The sequence below is a fragment of the Cobetia amphilecti genome, from assembly GCF_020217465.1.
GTDB classification, from domain to species: Bacteria; Pseudomonadota; Gammaproteobacteria; order Pseudomonadales; family Halomonadaceae; genus Cobetia; species Cobetia amphilecti.
Window position 1 is genome coordinate 761,443 of the sequence record NZ_CP084115.1, and the last position, 19,528, is coordinate 780,970.

The window sequence follows — 19,528 nt, forward strand, 5'->3', positions numbered from 1 at the left end:
GTAAGCGGGCGCGCGGCTGTCATCAGTCGCGTGTCCCTTCAGTATCGTCGATGCGTGCCGGCTTGCGCGACGCGCCTCGGTTCAGGCAGTGAAGCGCACCGACAGGCTCTGCTGGCTGGCAGCCTCCAGCGCGCTGCGATAATCGGGCTGATGGGGCAGCTCATCGGTGACCAGCAGGTCGATCTCCTCGAGCGGGGCGATGCGGCACATGGCGGCGCGCCCCCATTTGCTGGCGTCGGCGACCAGAATCCGGCGCTGGGCGTGATGGACCAGCGCACGGCTGACCGCGGCTTCTTCCGGGTCGAAGTCGAGCAGTCCTCCGGCATCGAGACCGCCACAGCCGAGGACCGCGATATCGACCTGATGACGCGCGAAGAAGGCCACGGTGGCGCTGCCGACCACATCGAGGTCCTGCGGGCGCAGTTGTCCTTCCGCCAACTGGACGGCGACATCCGGGTGGGTCGAGAGCGCCTGCGCCACCTGCAGGTTGTTGGTGATCACGCGCAGGCCGCGTCGGGCAAGCAAGGCTTCGGCGACCGCCACCACGCTGGTGCCGATGCCCAGCGCCAGGGTGGCGCCATCGGGAATCTCGGCGACCACGCTGGCGGCCATGGCCTGCTTGGCGGTCCGCGCCAGCATGATGCGCTGGGAATGTCCCAGGTTGTAGCCGCCCGGTGGGCGCTCGATGCCGCCGTGACGCCGACGCGCCAGCCCGCGCTCACACAGCACGCCCAGGTCACGCCGGATGGTCTGGGGCGTGACGTCGAAGGCGAGGGCCAGCGGATCGACCGCCAGCTGGCCCTCGCGGGCCAGTCGCTCGAGAATCTGTTGCTGGCGCGGCGTCAGTGCATCATTGCTCGCGTGTTCAACGCTGCGACTGTCGCGCTCGATGCCCGGGGTCATGTCTGGGGTAGCCCTTGCGTGGTGGTGTCGTGCGGTAGAGTGGGCTCGCGATCCTCCTCGCTGAAGATGGCCGGGTCATCGCTGATGACGGCATCCACACCCCAGGCCCAGCGCGGCGCGAAGGCGGCTGCATCGTTGGGCGTATAGCAGAGCAGCTTGTGGCCACGGCTGGTGATGTCACTGGCCGCGGCCCGCGTCAGGGCGCGCCAGTCGGCATGCACGGAGCTTGCGTTCAGCTCATCGGCCAGACTCTGCCAGTCGTCGGGGATGTCATCGTAGAGCAGGCCGATATGCACCTGCGGGTCGCGTTGACGCGTCAGGCGCAGCGCCTGGGGATCAAACGACGAGATGATCAGGTGTGAGGCGGGCAGATGGGCACTGGCCATCGGGATGGCGGCATCGACCAGCGCCTGGGCATCGTGGCCAGGGCTGAGCTTGAGTTCCAGATTCAGGCGCATGTCCAGGCGCGCGATCAGCTCCAGCGCCTGCTTGAGCGAGGCCATGCGCTCACCGGCAAAGCACGCATTGAACCAGCTGCCGACATCGAAGGTCTGCACGCTGTCCCAATCCAGATTCTTGAGCTTGCCACGCCCATCCGAGCAGCGATTCACGCCGGCATCGTGCCAGATGACCGGCGTGCCATCGCCCAGCAACTGCACGTCCAGTTCCACCCATTGAAAGCCTGCCTCATGCGCCGCCTGAATGGCGGCCAGGGTGTTTTCCGGCGCATAGGCCGACAGGCCGCGATGTGCGATCGCCAGGGGCAGGGACAGGACGCTGTCAGTTGAATGTGATGCGTCGGCTGAATGTGACGATGAAACCATGGTGAATCCTCACAGAAAGAATGGCATGTCTGCCCGCTACGCAGCTGTGGCGCTGATCGGTCGAGGCGGATCACTGATGCTCAGACGCGAGACGGATCAGGGCAGGTCTCAAGCATTACCATCCAATGATGACGTTATCAGGGCAAGGGGTTCCGTCGGCCCGCGACAGGACGAAAGCGCTCATTCGATGGCCGCTGTCGCCTGCTCGCGGGTTGCCAGCCGCTTGCCGTCGGCGCCGAACAGATGGGCACGCGCCGGAAGGATGGCCAGGCGCAGCGTCTGTTCTTCCGCGACGGCGTGCTCGCCATCCAGTCTCACCACCAGCGGCTCGCTCTGGCCTTGCAGTCGGCAGTACGCCAGGGTGTCCGCGCCCAGCGGTTCGACCAGCTCGATGCGCGCCTCAAGCTCCGCGGCCCCTGCGGGCAGGGCATCGGCTGCTCCCAGTACCTGCAGGTGCTCGGGGCGAATGCCGAGGGTCAGCTCAGCGCCCGTGGCCAGGCCTTCGCCCTGCAGGGCAATGGTTGCGCCACACGGCAGCGCAAGGCCGGTCTGTGCCTGGGTGGCGCTCAGGAAGTTCATCGCCGGCGAGCCGATGAAGCCGGCGACGAACTGGCTGGCGGGCTGATCGTAGAGCGCCATCGGCGTGCCGAACTGCTCGACATGGCCGCCATTCATCACCACCAGGCGATCCGCCAGGGTCATGGCTTCGGTCTGATCATGGGTCACGTAGACGGAAGTGACCTTGAGGCGCTTCTGCAGGCGACGGATCTCGAGACGCATCTGCACGCGCAGCTTGGCGTCCAGATTCGAGAGCGGCTCATCGAACAGGAAGACCTGCGGCTTGCGCACGATGGCGCGCCCCATGGCGACTCGCTGACGCTGGCCGCCGGAGAGCTGCTTGGGGCGGCGATCGAGCAGCTCGGTCAGGCCCAGCAGCTCGGCGGCCTCGCTGACGCGCTGCTGGATCTCGTCCTTGGGCGTGCGCCGGTTCTTGAGGCCGTAGGCCATGTTGTCGAACACGCTCATGTGCGGGTAGAGCGCGTAGTTCTGGAACACCATCGCGATGTCGCGCTCGGCGGGTTCCAGCTCATTGACGCGCTTGCCGTTGATCTCCAGATCGCCCTCGGAGATGTCCTCCAGGCCTGCCAGGGTGCGCAGGAGGGTCGACTTGCCACAGCCGGACGGGCCGACGATGACGATCAGCTCGCCTTCGCCGAAGGCCAGGTCGATGCCATGCAGGGCCTTGTAGCCATTGGGGTACTGCTTCTTGAGCTGCTTGAGCGCCAGTGTTGCCATGAGTTGTGTATCCAGAGCGGTGGCGTGACGGGCAAGTCTGTCCATCACGGCGTAACGGAGTCAGGGGGCGAGGTGTCGCGGGTCGGAGCGCGAGATCACTTCTCGCTGTCCACCAGGCCCTTGATGAAGTAGCGCTGCATGAACAGGATCACCAGTACCGGCGGGCCCATGGCCAGCAGCGTGGTGGCGGTGACGTCCTGCCACGGCACCAGGCCATCACCGGTGGTCAGCATGCGCTTGAGGCTGACGACGATGGTCAGGTAGTCGGCATCGGTGGTGATCAACAGCGGCCACAGATACTGGTTCCAGCCGTAGATGAACATGATCACGAACAGTGCCGCGATGTTGGTCTTCGACAGCGGCAGCAGGATGTCCTTGAGAAAGCGCCACGGCCCGGCGCCATCGATGCGCGCGGCCTCGACCAGCTCCGCCGGGATGGTCAGGTAGAACTGACGCAGCAGGAAGGTCGCGGTGGCGCTGGCGATCAGCGGCAGGATCAGGCCGGCGTAGCTGTCCAGCATGTTGAGGTCGGCCACCACCTTGAAGGTCGGTAGGATGCGCACCTCCACCGGCAGCATCAGGGTGATGAAGATCAGCCAGAAGCACAGCTTGCGGAAGCGGAACTCGAAGAAGACGATCGCGTAGGCGGCCAGCACCGAGATGATGATCTTGCCGATGGCGATGCCCAGTGCCATCAGCATCGAGTTGAACAACAGGGTCATCACGTCGGCGCCGAGACTGCTGACCGGGTCTGCCAGAAGCTGGCGGTAGTTGTCCAGGCCAGCCTCGCCGATCCAGACGGGGGCGACGTTGGAGTAGAGGTCACCCATCTCGTGGGTACTGGCGCTGAAGGCGATCCAGACCGGCAGGAAGAACAGTGCGCAGCCGACGATCAGCAGGGCATGGCTTGCGATATCAAGCCCGGGGCGGTTGTAGCGCATCAGTACTGCACCTTCTTCTCGACATACTTGAACTGGATCAGCGTCAGCACGCCGACGATGACCATCAACAGCACGGACTGGGCAGCACTCGAGCCCAGGTCCTGCCCGACGAAACCATCTTCATAGACCTTGTAGACCAGGGTGCGGGTCGAGCCGGCCGGACCGCCCTGGGTGGTGGCATCGATGGTGCCGAAGGTCTCGAAGAAGGCGTAGACCACGTTCATCACCAGCAGGAAGAAGCTGGTCGGCGAGAGCAGCGGGAAGGTGATGGTCCAGAAACGCCGCCAGGGGCCGGCGCGGTCCATCGCGGCCGCTTCCAGCAGGCTCTTGGGGATCGCCTGGAGACCTGCGAGGAAGAACACGAAGTTGTAGCTCATCTGCTTCCAGATCGAGGCCAGCACCACCAGCAACATGGCCTGATCGCCATTGAGCTTGTGGTTCCAGTCGATGCCGATGGCGGACAGCAGCTCCGGCAGAATGCCCAGCGTCGGGTCGAACAGAAACAGCCACAGCACCCCGGCCACGGCGGGTGCCACGGCGTAGGGCCAGATCAGCAGGGTCTTGTAGGCGTGTGCGCCGCGCAGCACGCGGTCGGCCAGTACGGCCAGCCCCAGCGCCAATGCCATGGCGCCGAAGGCCACTGCAAAGGAGAAATAGGTGGTCGTCCATAGTGTCGTGAGATATTCCGGCTCGCTCAGCACGCTGACGAAGTTGCTCAGCCCGGTGAATTCCCGCGAGAGCCCGAAGGCGTCCTCGACATAGAAGGCCTGTTCGATGGCCTGGTAGGCCGGCCAGAAGAAGAACACGGCCACGATCAGCAGCTGAGGCGCCAGCAGTATCCAGGGCGTGATGGGGTGTCGATTGAAATGGGCCATGCAGCAGGGGTCTCGCAAGCAAGGAGGGACTGGGTGGTTCCGTCGGTAGCATGGAGTCGGCAAACCTCGGCCGCTCCTGCGCCATCAAGCCGTGAGAGAAGGGAAAGGACACCGGATGTCGGATGCGCTTTCCGCTCTCTGGCTGGAGAAAATAGCGGGAGGGCGAGCCCGGCATGGGCCCGCCCCCGGTGTGGCGATGATCAGCCGTTGGCGCGTTCGAACTTCTCGAGCAGCGAATCGCCGCGCTTGACGGCGTTGTCGAGGCCGTCCTGCACGCTTTCCTTGCCGGAGAAGATCTTCTCCAGCTCTTCATTGATCACGTCACGAATCTGCACCATGTTGCCCAGGCGCAGGCCTTTGGAGTTCTCGGTCGGCGTCGCGGAGGTCATCTGGGTGATGGCGACGTCGGTGCCCGGGTTCTCGGCGTAGAAGCCCTGTTCGCGCGTCAGCTCTGCCGCGGCAGTCGTGATCGGCAGATAGCCGGTGAACTGGTGCCAGTCGGCCTGCACTTCAGGCTTTGAGAGGTACTGGAAGAACTTGGCGACGCCCTGGTATTCCTCATCGCTGTGACCGGACAGCACCCACAGCGAGGCGCCACCGATGATGGAATTCTGCGGCGTCTCGATCACGTCGCTGTCATAGGGCAGCGGTGCCACGCCGAACTCGAAGCCCTTGGCGCTTTCCTTGACGCCGGCATAGCTGGCGGAAGAGCCCATCATCATCGCGCACTCGCCGGAGTAGAACTTGGGTGCCGCGTCATCGAAGCGACCGCCGAACACGAAGCGCTTGTCGGCCTGCCAGTCATCGAGACGCTGAATGTGGTCGACCACGGCGGTCGTGTTGAATTCGAGGCGGGTATCGGTGCCGGCGAAGCCATTGGCCTGGCTGGCGAAGGGCACGTCATTGCGCGCCGAGAAGTTCTCCAGCATCACCCAGGATGGCCAGGTGGTGGTCAGGCCACAGCTGGCGGCGCCGGAATCGACGACCTTCTTGAGCGCAGCGCCCATTTCCTGCCAGGTCTGCGGGAGGGAGTCGACGCCTGCCTTGGCCAGCACGTCCTTGTTGTAGTAGGTCACTGGCGTGGAGGAGTTGAACGGCATCGACAGCATCTTGCCGTCGGTGTCGGTGTAATAGCCGGTGACGGCAGACAGGTAGGCGTTCGGGTCGAAGGCGGTGCCTTCCTTAGGCGCGAAGTCTGCCATCAGCTGATGCACCGGGACGATCGCACCCTTGGCGCTCATCATGGTGGCGGTGCCGACCTCGAAGATCTGCACGATGTCCGGGCCCTTGCCGGCGCGGAAGGCGGCGATGGCGGAGGTCATGGTCTCGGAGTAGTTGCCCTTGAAGACCGGCTTGACGACGTAGTCGTCCTGGCTTGCATTGAAGTCGGCCGCGATCTCGTCGACCTTCTTGCCGAGCCCGCCCCCCATGGCGTGCCACCATTCCACCTCGGTGGCGGCGAGGGCACTGGCGGAGGCGGAGGCGAAACCGATGGCCAGTGCGAGGCTGGCGAGGCGACGAGTCGCGGTGGCAGTCGTACGGGTGCTTGCATGATAGGTCGGGCGGCGCATGGTCAAACTCCTGAGAGGTTCCCCTGGCCAGCTTCCGCAACAAAGAAGAAGGACGCTGGCCGCTGACGATCGATGGCGACGATCAAGTGAACATTTTCTTGTTCTTTTGATGATCGTCCGAAAAGCGTAGACGACTCTATAGCGCCCGCCTTACAACTTTGTGACAGGAAGATGTTCATTCGAGCGAGGCTGAACTTATGGCTGAGCAGCCGGTGTGTGGCGCCGCCAGCTCGGCTCAGGCTGGCAAGCGAGGCGCCGGGGGCAACTCAAGGCCGGAATAAGCGGCCGGCGAGCGAGTGTGCTAGTCTTGCGCGCTGAAAATGCCTGTGGCGGAGAACGCGATGAAAGTGGTTGAAGTGAGTGCCGGTGCCCGACGTGATGCCTGTCTGGCGATGCTGTGCGCCGAAGTCCATGGCCGCGAGGGTGGTCTGGATGCGCTGGTGAGTTACGCCGGCGTGCGTGGGGTGTGGTTCGAGAATGAGATGGCGCGCCTGTTCGCGCTGGTCGACGATGCCGAGCGCATCCACTCTGCCGCGCTGCTGGTACTCGACGAGAACGCACGTGGCCTGAATCTGGCGCTGTGGGCGACACCGACGGTGCATCGCGGTCACGACCACGGCATCGCGCTGGTCTCCCAGCTGTCCGATCACGGCCGCCTGCAGGTGCGCATCACCGACAGCTCACTGGTCAGCGTGCTGCGTCGCGCCGGCATCAACGACTGGCTGGAGGCCGAGGCCGAAGGCGATCAACCGCGCGAGCTGGTCGGCATGAATCCGGCGGCGCGTGTCGGCAACCTGGCGGCCCTCGACGCGCCGCTGCGCCTGGACCGCGAGCGCATCAAGCGCTCCTTCAAGGCGCGCCCGAAGGACTTCGAGACCTACAAGAACGCCTTCGTGCGTGACCTGGAGCACTTCGCGCGTCATATCTGAGGATGAGATGACGCAAGCGAATGACATGCTCACCAAGACAAAGGCCCCGCTCATTGAGCGGGGCCTTTGTGGTTCAGCGATCAGTGATCAGTGATCAATTCCTGCGCCGATCAAGCGGGCGTCGGCCAGTCATCAGGCGGCGTCCTGCTGCGGGTTGGAGGCGGTGCCGTCACTCGCCATCGGCTTGCGCACGAAGGCGTCGAATTCGAAGTGGTCGACGGTCAGCATGTCGAGTACCTCGGCTTCGAAGACGCGCATGAAGTCGCCATCCTCGGCGGACAGGATGCCTGCCTCGACCGCCGCTTCGATACGCGCTTCCGGAGACAGTGCGTCGGCCGGAATCTCGCCCTTGTGGTAGGCCTTGGCCAGCGCCTTGTAGATCGGCTCGGCGCGCGGGTAGTCCTTGAGCAGCGCGTTGTAGCGGGCGAGGGCATTGTCCTGCTGGCCTTCGTCCTGGGCGTCCCAGGTGTTGTCGATCAGCTTGGCACGCAGTGCAGTGTCGGTGGAGACGGCTCGGGCGATCTCGCGGGTCAGGCTGTCCTTGGGCATGGCGAACTGACGGCCACGCGGCAGGGCGATCACGCGCAGGGCAGTGCCCAGTGCACGGTTGGGCAGGTTGGCGAACAGCTCATCCAGTGCCTTTTCCGCGCGGTGCAGCAGCCACTGCATGCTGAAGTGGAACAGCGCCTCTTCGTGTTCGCAGGCTTCGGTTTCGTGCCACTGCTTGAGCGTCAGTGACGCCAGATAGAGGTTGGAGAGCACGTCGCCCAGGCGCGCCGACAGCATCTCGCGCGCCTTGAGGCTGGAACCGAGACTTGCCATGGCCGCGTCGGCAGACAGCGAGAAGGCGGCGCTGAAGCGGTTGATGTGGCTGGCGTAGGGCGTGGCGACGGCGTCGAAGCCAGTGGCCTTGCCGCCGATGCCGAAGCTCTGGGTGAAGGCGCGTGCCGCGTTGCCGAAGATCAGGCCGGCATGGCGGAAGAAGGCCTTGTCGAAGGCGTTCAGGTCATCGGCGTCCTTGGCGGCCAGCTCCTCCAGCACGTAAGGATGGCAGCGGATCGCGCCCTGACCGAAGATCATCAGGTTGCGGGTCATGATGTTGGCACCTTCCACCGTGATCGAGACCGGGGTGCCAGCGTAGGCCACGCCGATGTAGTTGCGCGGGCCAAGCGTCACGCCGCGTCCGCCGTGGATGTCCATGCCGTCGGCCAGCAGCGAGCGGGCCATCTCGGTCAGCTGGCTCTTGAGGATGGCGGAGGGCACCGCCGGCTTGTGGCCATTGTCGATCATGTTGGCGGTGTGCAGCACCGACGCCTGGCTGATGTAGTTCATCGCGGCCATGCGTGCCAGGGGCTCCTGCACGCCTTCCATCTCGGCCACCGGCAGATTGAACTGACGACGGATGCGCGCAAAGCCGGCGCTCCAGCCCAGTGCGTAGCGCGAGATGCCCGCGGAGCCGGACGGCAGGGTGATACAGCGACCCACCGACAGACACTCGACCAGCATCTTCCAGCCCTGGCCGGCCATCTGCTCACCACCGATCAGATAGCTGAGCGGAATGAAGACGTCCTTGCCGAAGATCGGGCCATTCATGAACGGCGCGCCGATCGGGTGGTGACGACGGCCGATGTCCATGCCGTCGGTGTCGCGCGGAATCAGGGCGCAGGTGATGCCGATGTCTTCCACGTCACCCAGCAGGTGCTCGGGGTCGAACATGCGGAAGGCCAGGCCGACCACGGTGGCGACCGGCGCCAGGGTGATCCAGCGCTTCTCGAAGTTCAGGCGAATGCCGACGACTTCCTCGCCGTCATGCATGCCGCGACACACGATGCCGGTGTCCGGGATGGAGGTCGCGTCACTGCCGGCACGCGGGCCGGTCAGACCGAAACACGGAATCTCGCGGCCATCGGCCAGGCGAGGCAGGTAATGGTTCTTCTGTTCTTCGCTGCCGTACTTGAGCAGCAGCTCGCCCGGGCCGAGGGAGTTGGGCACGCCGACGGTGACCATCAGCGTCTCGTTGACCGCCAGCTTCTGCAGCACCAGCGACTGCGCCTTGGTCGAGAAGCCCAGGCCGCCATATTCCTTGGGAATGATCATGCCGAAGAACTTCTCGCGCTTGAGGTATTCCCACAGCGCTTCGGGCAGATCGGCACGCTCACGCGCGATCTCCCAGCTGTTGGTCATGCCGCAGGCGACAGAGCATTGATCGTCGATGAAGGCCTGCTCTTCGCTGGAGATGCCGTCGTTGCGCTGTGCGGTCAGGGTGTCCCACTGCGGCTTGCCGGAAAAGAGCTCGGCGTCCCAGAACACGGTGCCGGCTTCCAGCGCCACCTTCTCGGTGTCCGAGACCTTGGGGGAGACCTTCTTGAACATCGCGAACAGGCGCGGGCTGAGCCACTTGCTGCGCAGGGCCGGCAGGCCACACACCGCGACCAGTGCCGCGCCGATCAGCAGCAGGCAACCCAGTACCGGTGCGTCGACCGCCAGGCCGACGATACCGATGATGGCGAGAACGCCGATGGCCGCGAGGGCCCCGGCTTCGCGTGCCATGACGGCCAACAGACCGGCAACAGCGACAAGGATGAGGATGAGCTGCGTCATGGCAGGATCTCCGGGTGGCGAGGGATGGTGTCTTTGCATGGCGTTTCTACAGCGTAGCAGCCATGCGTTTAGAACAGTTGTTTGAATTCTCTTCAGCGTATCCCATGTTGCCCGACCCTGCAGTACGTCCAAGGTCTAAGGTGTGCGGATTCATTCTCGAAAAGGGCAGTCGCCCGGGGGAGGCAGTCGGCGAGCGCCAGACCGGGCTGAGTGAAAGCTGTCTGGCAGGCATGAAAAAGGCCCCGCAATGCGGGGCCTTGGACGATCGATAGCGCTTGCGTGCGTGAGGTCAGACTACCTGTCGCAGGCGTTGACTCGCACGGGCTATGGCGTTGATCAGTGCTCAGTCATTGATCAGTGCTTAGCCATTGACCAGTGCTCAGTCATTGATCAGTGCTTAGCCATTGATCGGAGCGGAGTCGATCTTGCGCTTGGCGGGCTTCTTGGCCGGCGTGCCGGGTTCGATCACGAAGTAATCGGCGTCGGACGGTGGCAGCGGCGCGCGGCCACGAATCTTGTCGGCCATCTTCTCGGCCAGCATGATCGTCGGCGCATTCAGGTTGCCGGTCGGGATGACCGGGAACAGCGAGGCATCGACGACGCGCAGGTTGTCGAGGCCATGCACGCGACCGGCACCATCGACCACTGAAGTCTCGTCGCTACCCATGCGGCAGCTGCCACACGGGTGGTAGGCGGTCTCGGCGTGGTTGCGCACGTACTCGTCGAGCTCGGCGTCGGTCTGTGCCTGGGCGCCCGGTGCCAGCTCGCGGCCGCGGTAGGGGTCCAGCGCGGGCTGGGCGATGATCTCGCGGGTCAGGCGGATGGCGGCGCGGAACTCTTCCCAGTCACGTTCCTCGGCCATGTAGTTGAAGAAGATCGACGGCGCGGCCTTGGGGTCGAGTGAGGTCAGGCGAACGCGGCCCTTGCTCTGGGAGCGCATCGACCCGACGTGCGCCTGGAAGCCGTGGCCCTGCACTGCGCTCTTGCCGTTGTAGCTGATCGCGATCGGCAGGAAGTGATACTGCAGGTTCGGCCAGGCCTCGTTGTCATCGCTGCGAATGAAGCCGGCGGCCTCGAACTGGTTGCTGGCGCCGACACCGGTGCCCTTGAGCATCCATTCCAGACCGATGGGCGGCTGGTTGTACCACTTGAGGGACGGATACAGCGAGATCGGCTGGGTGCACTCGTACTGGATGTAGAGCTCCAGGTGGTCCTGCAGGTTCTCGCCCACGCCCGGCAGGTGATGGACCATCTTCACGCCCAGCGGCTCGAGATGTTCACGGTTGCCGACGCCGGAGCGCTGCAGGATCTGCGGCGAGGCGATGGCGCCGGCGCACAGCAGCACTTCCTTGCGCGCACGCACGCGGTGGTCCTGGCCCTTGCGCTCGTACTTCACACCGACCGCCGTCTTGCCTTCGAACAGGATGACGTCGGTGGTGGCACGCGTCTCGATGGTCACGTTGGAGCGCTTCTTGGCGGTATCCAGATAGCCGCGTGCGGTGGAGGCGCGACGGCCTTCTCTGGTCACGAAGCGGTCCATCGGGCCGAAGCCTTCCTGCTGGTAGCCGTTGACGTCTTCGGTGGCCGGGTAGCCCGCCTCGATGCCTGCCGCGATGAAGGCATGATAGAGCTCGTTGTTGCCCTGCTTGGGCGTGGTGACCGACACCGGGCCGTCGCCGCCATGGTAGTCATTCGGGCCGATATCGCGCGTCTCGCACTTGCGGAAGTAGGGCAGGCACTCACGATAGTTCCAGTCGGCCAGGATGGGGTCCTTGGCCCAGTTGTCGTAATCCAGCGCATTGCCGCGGATGTAGCACATGCCGTTGATCAACGAGGAGCCGCCCAGGCCCTTGCCGCGGCCACATTCCATGCGACGGTTGTTCATGTGCGGCTCGGGATCGGTCTTGAAGTCCCAGTTGTAGCGCTGACCCTGCAGCGGGTACGCCAGCGCGGCGGGCATCTGGGTGCGGAAGTCGAAGCGGTGGTCGCGGCCACCGGCTTCCAGCAACAGTACACTGACATCGGCGTCTTCGCTCAGGCGGGTGGCCAGCACGTTGCCGGCGCTGCCGGCGCCGATGATGACGTAGTCGTATTCACGCTCGAATTGGCTCATGGAAGGTCCTCTCGTATCGGGTGCCACATGCGGGCACATGACGCCCCGTTCACGACGGGGAGTGGCCACTGCCGGGCTGCTGGATACGTTTGCTTGTCTGTGGTGAGCCGTCGGGGCACCGCATGACAGCAAGCTGCCATCGGGGGCTCAACGACTCATCGGGATTCGGGCACTGCGCGCGGCACTGGCGAGCGACGCAGCGTGCAGCCGGCATGGCGAGTGTTCGACATGCCGGCAGGTGGGGCATCTGGCGCGTTGTCGTACTTGAGGTCCGGTGCTTAGGCCCGGTCTTGAGGTCCGGTTTTGAGAGCCGGTACTTCAGCCTCTGGCGCCAGAGGGTGCTGCTGTCATCAGGCCTTGCGGCCAGTGATGGCTCAGAAGGCGGACTCGAACGGGCCCATCTCGATCAGCACGGACTTGGTCTGGGTGTAATGAGACAGCGTCTCGACACCGTTCTCGCGACCGATACCGGACTGCTTGTAGCCGCCGACCGGCATTTCGGACGGCGACTCGCCCCAGGTGTTGACCCAGCAGATACCGGCTTCGAGCTGGTGAATCACGCGATGCGCGCGGTTCAGGCTCTCGGTGAACAGGCCAGCCGCCAGACCATAGGTGGTGTCGTTGGCGCGACGGATGACTTCCTCTTCACTGTCGAAGGACAGGATGGACATCACCGGACCGAAGATCTCTTCCTGCACGATACGCATGTCATCGCTGCAGTCGGTGTAGACGGTCGGTGCGACCCAGGCGCCCTTGGCGAAGTCGCCTTCGCTCATGCGCTCGCCGCCGACCAGCAGACGTGCGCCGTCCTGTTTGGCGATCTCCAGATAGGAGACGACCTTGTCCAGGTGCTCGAAGCTGACCAGCGGACCGAAGGTGGTGGCGCGGTCCTGCGGGTCGCCGGCCTTGATGCGCGCGACGCGCTCGACGATCTTGGCTTCGAAGGCGTCCTTGACGCTGGCTTCGACGAACACGCGGGTGCCGTTGGTGCACACCTGACCGGAGCTGTAGAAGTTGGCCATCATGGCACCGTCGGCGGCACGGTCGAGATCGGAATCGGCGAACACCAGCAGCGGGGATTTGCCGCCCAGCTCCATGGTGACTTCCTTGAGGCTGGAAGAGGCGGACGCGGACATGACCTTCTTGCCGGTGCCGGCTTCCCCGGTGAAGGAGATCTTGGCGATATCCGGGTGCTCGGTGAGCATCACGCCGACACGGGCATCGCCCTGTACGACGTTGAACACGCCATCCGGCAGGCCGGCTTCGGTGAAGATCTCGGCCAGCTTCAGTGCGCTCAGCGGCGTGACTTCGCTGGGCTTGAAGACCATGGCGTTGCCGGCGGCGAGGGCCGGGGCAGACTTCCAGCAGGCGATCTGGATCGGGTAGTTCCAGGCACCGATGGCGCCGATGACGCCCAGCGGCTCCTTGCGGGTATAGACGAAGGCTTCCTGACGCAGCGGCATCTGGCTGCCTTCGATGGCCGGCGCGAGGCCCGCGTAGTACTCGAGTGCATCGGCACCGGTGACGATGTCGACCGCTTCGGTCTCAGACAGCGGCTTGCCGGTGTCGAGTGTCTCGAGCAGCGCCAGTTCGTCGTTGCGCTCGCGCAGCAGGTCCACGGCGCGACGCAGGATGCGTGAACGCTCCATGCCGGTCATTGCGGCCCACACCTTCTGACCCTGCAGGGCGCTTTCGACGGCGGTATCGACGTCGGCACCGCTGGCCTGCTGGATCTCGGCGATGACTTCGCCGGTGGCCGGATTGACGGTCTCGAAGGTCTCGCCGGAGGTGGCTTCGACCCGACGGCCACTGATGTAGAGGGTCTGGGTCGGGAAGCTTGCGTTGCCGTTAGCCATGCGTGCGCTCCTTACTGGGTTCAGGGGAAGTGGGGGAGTCTGTCGCGTTCAGGGATGCTGCCATGTGACGTGTCAGCTGGTAGTCAGCGTATTCGTAGGCGAGGCGGCGTGCGCGCTCGACATCGAGGCCGGTCGGGTCCAGCGTACCGCGCAACCACAGGCCGTCGATCAAGGCGGCCAGTCCGGCCGCGGAATCACGTGCCTCGTTCAGCGGCATGCAGCGGCGGAACAGGGCACACAGATTGGAGATCAGCCGTCTGTCGTTGACTCGCTGCAGGCGTTCCAGCGGAATGCGATGCATGCTGGAGGCCCAGAAGGCCAGCCAGGTCTTGGAGACGCTCTGGCTGACTTGGCTGCGATCAAAGTTGCCGTCGATCACCGCGCGCAGATGGCTGCGGACGTCATCGTCGGCCAATGCGGCGCGACGCTCACTGACGGCGCTGCGCAGGTCAGTGAGAATCTGGCGCATGGTGGCTTCCATCAAGCCATCCTTGCCGCCGAAATAGTGGCTGATGATGCCGGTGGACACACCTGCGTGACGGGCGATGCGGGCCACGGTCGCGTCGGCGAGTCCTGCCTCATCGATGGCCTGCATGGTGGCCTGGATCAACTGGCGGCGGCGGATAGGTTCCATTCCCACTTTGGGCATCAACGGAGTCCTTTTCGTATATCGGGTCGGTGTGACACTTGGTGTGGCCATGGTACTGGATCATCACCGGTTTGCCGCGAGCGCTGCACCATGCTGTCGTGCGCAAAGTTTTTATTGAACGTTCAATTAACAAAAAGTGTAGAGGCTGGTTCCCGATGCGTCAAGTTGAGGCAAGGTGGGGCGGTCAGGGGGCGGTCAGGGATGGTCAGGAGGGGGAGGCGGGCGAGGCATCGAGGGCCGGTGGCGGCCAGCGATAGGCGGGCGTTCAAGACTGTGGGTTGGCGAGGCCGGTTGGTAAAAGCGCTACAGTGCGGTAGAACATGGAGGGGCAGCATGTCGATCTCAACGTAGGTTGAACGTTGCGCCGACGCTCGAGAGTTGAATGACAACGAACAATAAAACAAGGGGTTAGCATGAAACGATCACCTGGTAAGGTGCTGTTGGCACTGGGCGTCATCGCCGTGCCGGTCATGGCGAATCAGGCCCAGGCCGCCGTGTCGGAGGAATGTCGCACAGTGCGTTTCGCCGAAGTCGGCTGGACGGACATCACGGCAACCACCGCCCTGACGCGTGCCGTGCTGGAGGGGCTGGGCTATGAGACGACCTCTGACACCATCTCGGTGCCGATCGCCTATGCCGGCATGAAGAATGATGACTTCGATGTCTTCCTGGGCAACTGGATGCCGTCGATGGCCTCCATCAGTGACCCTTACATCGACAAGGGGCAGGTCGATCGCCCGCGCGCCAATCTGGAGGGCGCGAAATACACCCTGGCGGTGCCGCAGTATGTGCTGGATGCCGGCGTGACCTCGGTGGCGGACCTTGCCGACAATCTCGAGAAGTTCGATGGCCGCATCTACGGGATAGAGGCGGGCAACGACGGCAACATGATCATTGCCGACATGATCGATGACGACGCCTTCGGCATGGGTGAGTTCGAGATGATCGACTCCTCGGAAGCCGGCATGCTGGCGGAAGTGAAGTCGAAGATTGCCGCCGAGGAGTGGGTCGTGTTCCTCGGCTGGGAACCGCACCCGATGAATACCCGCTTCGAGATGGGCTATCTGGAAGGGGCCGATGATTACTTCGGGCCGAATCTGGGTGGTGCGACGGTGTATACCAATACCCGTGCGGGCTACAGCGAGGCATGCACCAACGTCGGGGCCCTGCTTTCCAATCTCGAGTTCACCCTGGAGATGGAAAACCAGCTGATGGGCGACATCATGGATGGCGGCGAAGACCCGGATGACGCGGCGGCCAGTTGGCTCAAGCAGAACCCGCAGGTGCTGGAGGCCTGGCTCAAGGGAGTCGAGACCGTGGAGGGTCAGCCTGGCCTTGCCGCGGTGAAGACATCGCTGGGGATCTGATCGGCCCGTCGGGCTCGTCTGTTGAGCTTTTGATAAAAAGTGCTTGCAATTCAGCAGCCTGACCTGCAATATACGCCTCGTCGTGTGGCTACATAGCTCAGCTGGTTAGAGCACATCACTCATAATGATGGGGTCCCCTGTTCAAATCAGGGTGTAGCCACCAGTGATTCCAAGGCCTGCATCCGTGCGGGCCTTGTCACATCTGGATGTCGCTTCGTGCGCTTTCGGAGGTGGATCCGGCAGGAGGAATCGAACGAGTTCTGCGGTGGCCTGAATGGCCGAAGGTGGTTGACGCCATTGAGTATTTCCGTATAATTCGTCGCGTGTTCAAGGTTGTTCCTCGATAGCTCAGTTGGTAGAGCAAATGACTGTTAATCATTGGGTCACAGGTTCGAGTCCTGTTCGAGGAGCCAATAGCACATGCAGCATGCTTGAAATGTCAGCCTGATAGCATCCATGATGATGTCACTGACAGATGGATTTCCGGTCGTTCCTCGATAGCTCAGTTGGTAGAGCAAATGACTGTTAATCATTGGGTCACAGGTTCGAGTCCTGTTCGAGGAGCCAATCCAAGGCTTCCTGCCAATGCCGGAAATGACGCTGATAGATGAGTTTCTCGTCGTCAGTTTCGATATCGCCCTGATATCGATCGATATTTTGTTGTTCCTCGATAGCTCAGTTGGTAGAGCAAATGACTGTTAATCATTGGGTCACAGGTTCGAGTCCTGTTCGAGGAGCCAATATCACTTCCCTGCTTCCCCTCGTGTTTTCTGCTGGTCGCACCATCGCTGCCTGAGCCTTGCTTGTTGGCTCTGTGCCTGAGCCCTATTCGCAAGCCCTGTTCATCATTTTTGCGTCTGAGCGCTGTTCGCAAACCCTGCTTCCTCAGTTCTGCTCGCCAGTCCGCTCCTGCTCCGCATCTTGCTTTGGTATTTCGTGCTGCTTCGGCATTTCGTGCTTTCTGCCTCGAGAGCGTGTTCCCGTGTCGCCAGCATTCTGCTGTCATCCTCTGCGCGGCAGCTGCCTGGCGTTGCGATGCATGCCATTCCGTTTCTGCTGCTACGTTTTCTGTCTTGTCGTTGCTTCGTATGTGTTGCTGCCTGTGCATTGTTGTGCGCGCGTTGCTGCCTCGCGCGGCCGTGATGCTGCGTACCACAGGCTTTCTTTGTGGCATGAAAAAAGCCCCTGCGCTCGGTGTTGCATGAGAGCAGGGGCCTTGGCGGTCGACCAGCTTCGTCAGACTCGGGTCATGGTGCGAGTCACGAGAGTCTAGCGATCACCGGTGAGGTGGGCGTAGTCGAGCAGGATCTCGGCACTTTCCTGAAGCTGGGCCTGATCGATCGGGTCCTTGGCTTCCTTGTCGCTGCTGGCTTCTTCGATATCGGCTTCCTGCTCGGGATCACTCTCGGGGGAAGAGATGTGGTCGCTGGCGGCATCGAGTTCGGCAAAGCTTGTCAGTGGCTCGAGGTTGAGGGCACGACGGCGCTTGTTTTCCAGTGCCAGCTGCTCGGCTTCCTGGGCATCCATCTCGCGTTTGCGCTGCTCACGATTGAGGCTGATGCTGGTCTGCTGCGCGCGCAGTGCCTTTGACAGCGCGACTTCGCTCTTCAGGTAGTTGAAGTTGGGGTCCTGTTCGGCGCGGCTCTGGTGGCGGGCGCGCAATGCGGCCAGGTAGCGTGCCGGATCACCGTAGCGGCGATACTTCACCGGGCGTACCTGGTCCCAGGGCAGCGCGTAGTCGAGGCTGGATTCGCCGATCTCCTGCGGGTCGATGACGCTGGGGAAGGCGATGTCCGGTTTGACGCCCTTGTTCTGGGTCGAGTCGCCGGAGATGCGATAGAACTTGGCGCGGGTCAGCTTGATCTCGCCTTCGCTCAGCGAGGAGATGGTCTGCACCGTGCCCTTGCCGAAGGTCTGGCTGCCGAGTATCGGGCCGCGGCCGTAGTCCTGGATCGCACCGGCGAAGATTTCGGACGCCGAGGCCGAGAGGCGATTGACCAGCACGGTCAGCGGGCCGTCATAGTGGGTGCCGGCGTCGGTATCGCCGTAGAGGCTGATACGGCCGCGTGCGTCACGCACCTGCACGGTGGGGCCGCGATCGATGAACAGGCCGATCATCGAATTGGCTTCCTGCAGGGCACCACCGCCGTTGTTGCGCAGATCGAGAATGATGCCTTCCACCTGCTTGGCCTTCAGTTCGTCGATCAGGCGCGCCACGTCGCGGGTGGTGCTGCGGTAGTCGTCTTCACCGGCCTGCCAGGCATCGAAATCGACATAGAAGGCGGGCACATGAATGACGCCGATCCTGTGGACGCCGTCATCGCGCTTGACGTCGATGACCTTGGCATTGGCGGCCTGGTCCTCGAGCTTGACGGTGTCGCGGGTGATGTCCAGTTCACGCGTTTTGGTGACATCCAGCGACTGGGCCGGAATCACTTCCAGGCGCACGACGGAGCCCTTCGGGCCGCGGATCAGGTCCACGACGTCATCCAGGCGCATGCCGACCACGTTGGTCCACTCGCTGTCGCCCTGACCCTGGCCGACGGCCACGATGCGATCGGCCGGCTTGAGCTCGCCATCCTTCTCGGCAGGGCCGCCGGGCACGAGGCTCGAGACCTTGACGTATTCACCTTCGGATTGCAGCAGGGCGCCGATGCCATCCAGCGACAGCTTCATCTGGATATCGAAGGATTCGCCCTGGCGCGGCGAGAAGTATTCGCTGTGCGGATCGATGCTGCCGGTTACGGCATGCATCACCAGCGTCAGGATATCTTCATCGTTGGTCTGCTTGATGCGCTTGAGTTGGTTGGAATAACGCTCGCTGAGCGTCTTGGCGATCTCGTCATCGCTCTTGTCGGACAGTGACATCGATAGCCAGGCGTTCTTGAGGCGCTTGCGCCACAGCTCGTCGAGCTCCTGCTCGCTATCGGCCCACGGGCTATCCTTGCGGTCCAGCGCCAGGCGATCATCCTTGTCGAAATCGAAGCTCGGCTTGGCGTCCAGCGTCTTCACCAGCCAGGTGAGGCGTGCGGTGAGGCGTTGCTGATAGCGCTCGTAGAGGCCATAGATACGCTCGAGATCACCATCGACCATGGCGTCGTCGAAATCGTGACGCAGGTCGCTGAACTCGCTGATGTCCGCATCCAGCAGATAGGCTTTCTGGGGGTCGAGAGTCTTGAGGTATTGCGTAAAGGCGCGGTTGGCCCAGTGGTCATCCAGGGTCACATCTTCGTAATGCCCATAGCGCAAAGACTCGGCAACTTCGCGAGCAGCCTGTGCATCGGCGTCAGTAGGGGTGACCGCGGCACTGGCAGGGCCGGCCATGGCAAGACACAGGGCAACGAATGCCGTGCGCCGGACGTTTGCGAACAGGCTCATCAATGAAGCACTCCCGATTCATGTACACTCTGCTCCCTGAACGACCTCCCCGCAGGGGGTCGAGCGGGCATTGTAGCAGTCTCACGCACCATACACAGTTGTCTGGCGTTGATGCGTTGGGGTTGTGAAAACTCTGTCAGCGCAGGGCTTTGGCTGGCATGCCGCGCTTCTCGACGCCCCGCTGAATGGTGACTGGATGGCAGTCATGTCATCGAAGGGTCGTCA

13 protein-coding genes and 4 tRNA genes are annotated in these 19,528 nt (G+C 63.2%); 6 read left to right on the forward strand and 11 right to left on the reverse strand.

Annotation, left to right across the window (positions count from 1 at the left end):
* Nucleotides 1-81: 81 nt before the first annotated feature.
* The 6 genes from LCW13_RS03215 to ugpB form a co-directional block, all read right to left on the reverse strand.
* Nucleotides 82-903 carry a DeoR/GlpR family DNA-binding transcription regulator gene (locus tag LCW13_RS03215; RefSeq protein ID WP_225347576.1) on the reverse strand — a complete coding sequence of 274 codons (822 nt, stop codon included), beginning with the start codon at nucleotides 901-903 and terminating at the stop codon, nucleotides 82-84.
* The gene (locus LCW13_RS03220) at nucleotides 900-1,727 is read right to left on the reverse strand and encodes a glycerophosphoryl diester phosphodiesterase (protein WP_225347577.1); all 828 of its coding nucleotides are present in this window, start codon (nucleotides 1,725-1,727) and stop codon (nucleotides 900-902) included. Before LCW13_RS03220 ends, LCW13_RS03215 begins: the two co-directional genes overlap by 4 nt.
* A gap of 180 nt (nucleotides 1,728-1,907) precedes the next feature.
* Nucleotides 1,908-3,023 (reverse strand): sn-glycerol-3-phosphate import ATP-binding protein UgpC, encoded by a 1,116-nt coding sequence (locus LCW13_RS03225; protein WP_225347578.1) that lies wholly within the window; start codon nucleotides 3,021-3,023, stop codon nucleotides 1,908-1,910.
* 95 nt (nucleotides 3,024-3,118) lie between these two features.
* Entirely contained in the window at nucleotides 3,119-3,964 is an 846-nt protein-coding gene (gene ugpE, locus LCW13_RS03230; protein WP_043335925.1) for a sn-glycerol-3-phosphate ABC transporter permease UgpE, read from the reverse strand.
* Nucleotides 3,964-4,839, reverse strand: a complete 876-nt coding sequence (gene ugpA, locus LCW13_RS03235; protein ID WP_043335922.1) for a sn-glycerol-3-phosphate ABC transporter permease UgpA — start codon at nucleotides 4,837-4,839, stop codon at nucleotides 3,964-3,966. The genes ugpE and ugpA overlap by 1 nt, the downstream gene beginning before the upstream one ends.
* A 200-nt stretch (nucleotides 4,840-5,039) precedes the next feature.
* Nucleotides 5,040-6,410, reverse strand: coding sequence for a sn-glycerol-3-phosphate ABC transporter substrate-binding protein UgpB (gene ugpB, locus LCW13_RS03240; protein ID WP_225347579.1), 1,371 nt, complete (start codon nucleotides 6,408-6,410; stop codon nucleotides 5,040-5,042).
* A gap of 341 nt (nucleotides 6,411-6,751) precedes the next feature.
* Between ugpB and LCW13_RS03245 the strand changes: the two genes are divergently transcribed.
* Complete coding sequence (locus LCW13_RS03245; protein ID WP_054555137.1) at nucleotides 6,752-7,339, forward strand: hypothetical protein; 588 nt, start codon at nucleotides 6,752-6,754, stop codon at nucleotides 7,337-7,339.
* A 132-nt stretch (nucleotides 7,340-7,471) separates the two neighbouring features.
* Here LCW13_RS03245 and LCW13_RS03250 read toward each other — a convergent pair whose 3' ends face one another.
* The 4 genes from LCW13_RS03250 to betI form a co-directional block, all read right to left on the reverse strand.
* Nucleotides 7,472-9,940, reverse strand: coding sequence for an acyl-CoA dehydrogenase (locus tag LCW13_RS03250; RefSeq protein ID WP_225347580.1), 2,469 nt, complete (start codon nucleotides 9,938-9,940; stop codon nucleotides 7,472-7,474).
* Nucleotides 9,941-10,337: 397 nt separating this feature from the next.
* A complete protein-coding gene (gene betA, locus LCW13_RS03255) occupies nucleotides 10,338-12,053 on the reverse strand; it encodes a choline dehydrogenase (RefSeq protein ID WP_043335917.1) in 1,716 nt (571 codons plus the stop codon).
* Nucleotides 12,054-12,427: 374 nt separating this feature from the next.
* Entirely contained in the window at nucleotides 12,428-13,909 is a 1,482-nt protein-coding gene (betB, locus tag LCW13_RS03260; protein ID WP_225347581.1) for a betaine-aldehyde dehydrogenase, read from the reverse strand.
* The gene (betI, locus tag LCW13_RS03265; RefSeq protein WP_225347582.1) at nucleotides 13,902-14,558 is read right to left on the reverse strand and encodes a transcriptional regulator BetI; all 657 of its coding nucleotides are present in this window, start codon (nucleotides 14,556-14,558) and stop codon (nucleotides 13,902-13,904) included. Before betI ends, betB begins: the two co-directional genes overlap by 8 nt.
* Before the next feature lie 413 nt (nucleotides 14,559-14,971).
* On the opposite strand from betI, the gene LCW13_RS03270 reads away from it, so the two are divergent.
* The 5 genes from LCW13_RS03270 to LCW13_RS03290 all read left to right on the forward strand — a co-directional run bounded on the left by LCW13_RS03270 (nucleotide 14,972) and on the right by LCW13_RS03290 (nucleotide 16,665).
* A complete protein-coding gene (locus tag LCW13_RS03270) occupies nucleotides 14,972-15,925 on the forward strand; it encodes a choline ABC transporter substrate-binding protein (protein WP_404813662.1) in 954 nt (317 codons plus the stop codon).
* An 86-nt stretch (nucleotides 15,926-16,011) separates the two neighbouring features.
* Nucleotides 16,012-16,088, forward strand: a tRNA-Met gene (locus LCW13_RS03275).
* Between the two features lie 174 nt (nucleotides 16,089-16,262).
* Nucleotides 16,263-16,338, forward strand: a tRNA-Asn gene (locus LCW13_RS03280).
* Between the two features lie 78 nt (nucleotides 16,339-16,416).
* Nucleotides 16,417-16,492 (forward strand) — tRNA-Asn (locus LCW13_RS03285).
* Nucleotides 16,493-16,589: 97 nt separating this feature from the next.
* Nucleotides 16,590-16,665: transfer RNA gene (locus LCW13_RS03290), tRNA-Asn, on the forward strand.
* A gap of 529 nt (nucleotides 16,666-17,194) precedes the next feature.
* On the opposite strand, the gene LCW13_RS03295 is transcribed toward LCW13_RS03290, so the two are convergent.
* Nucleotides 17,195-19,303, reverse strand: a complete 2,109-nt coding sequence (locus tag LCW13_RS03295; protein WP_225347583.1) for a carboxy terminal-processing peptidase — start codon at nucleotides 19,301-19,303, stop codon at nucleotides 17,195-17,197.
* Between the last annotated feature and the right edge of the window lie 225 nt (nucleotides 19,304-19,528).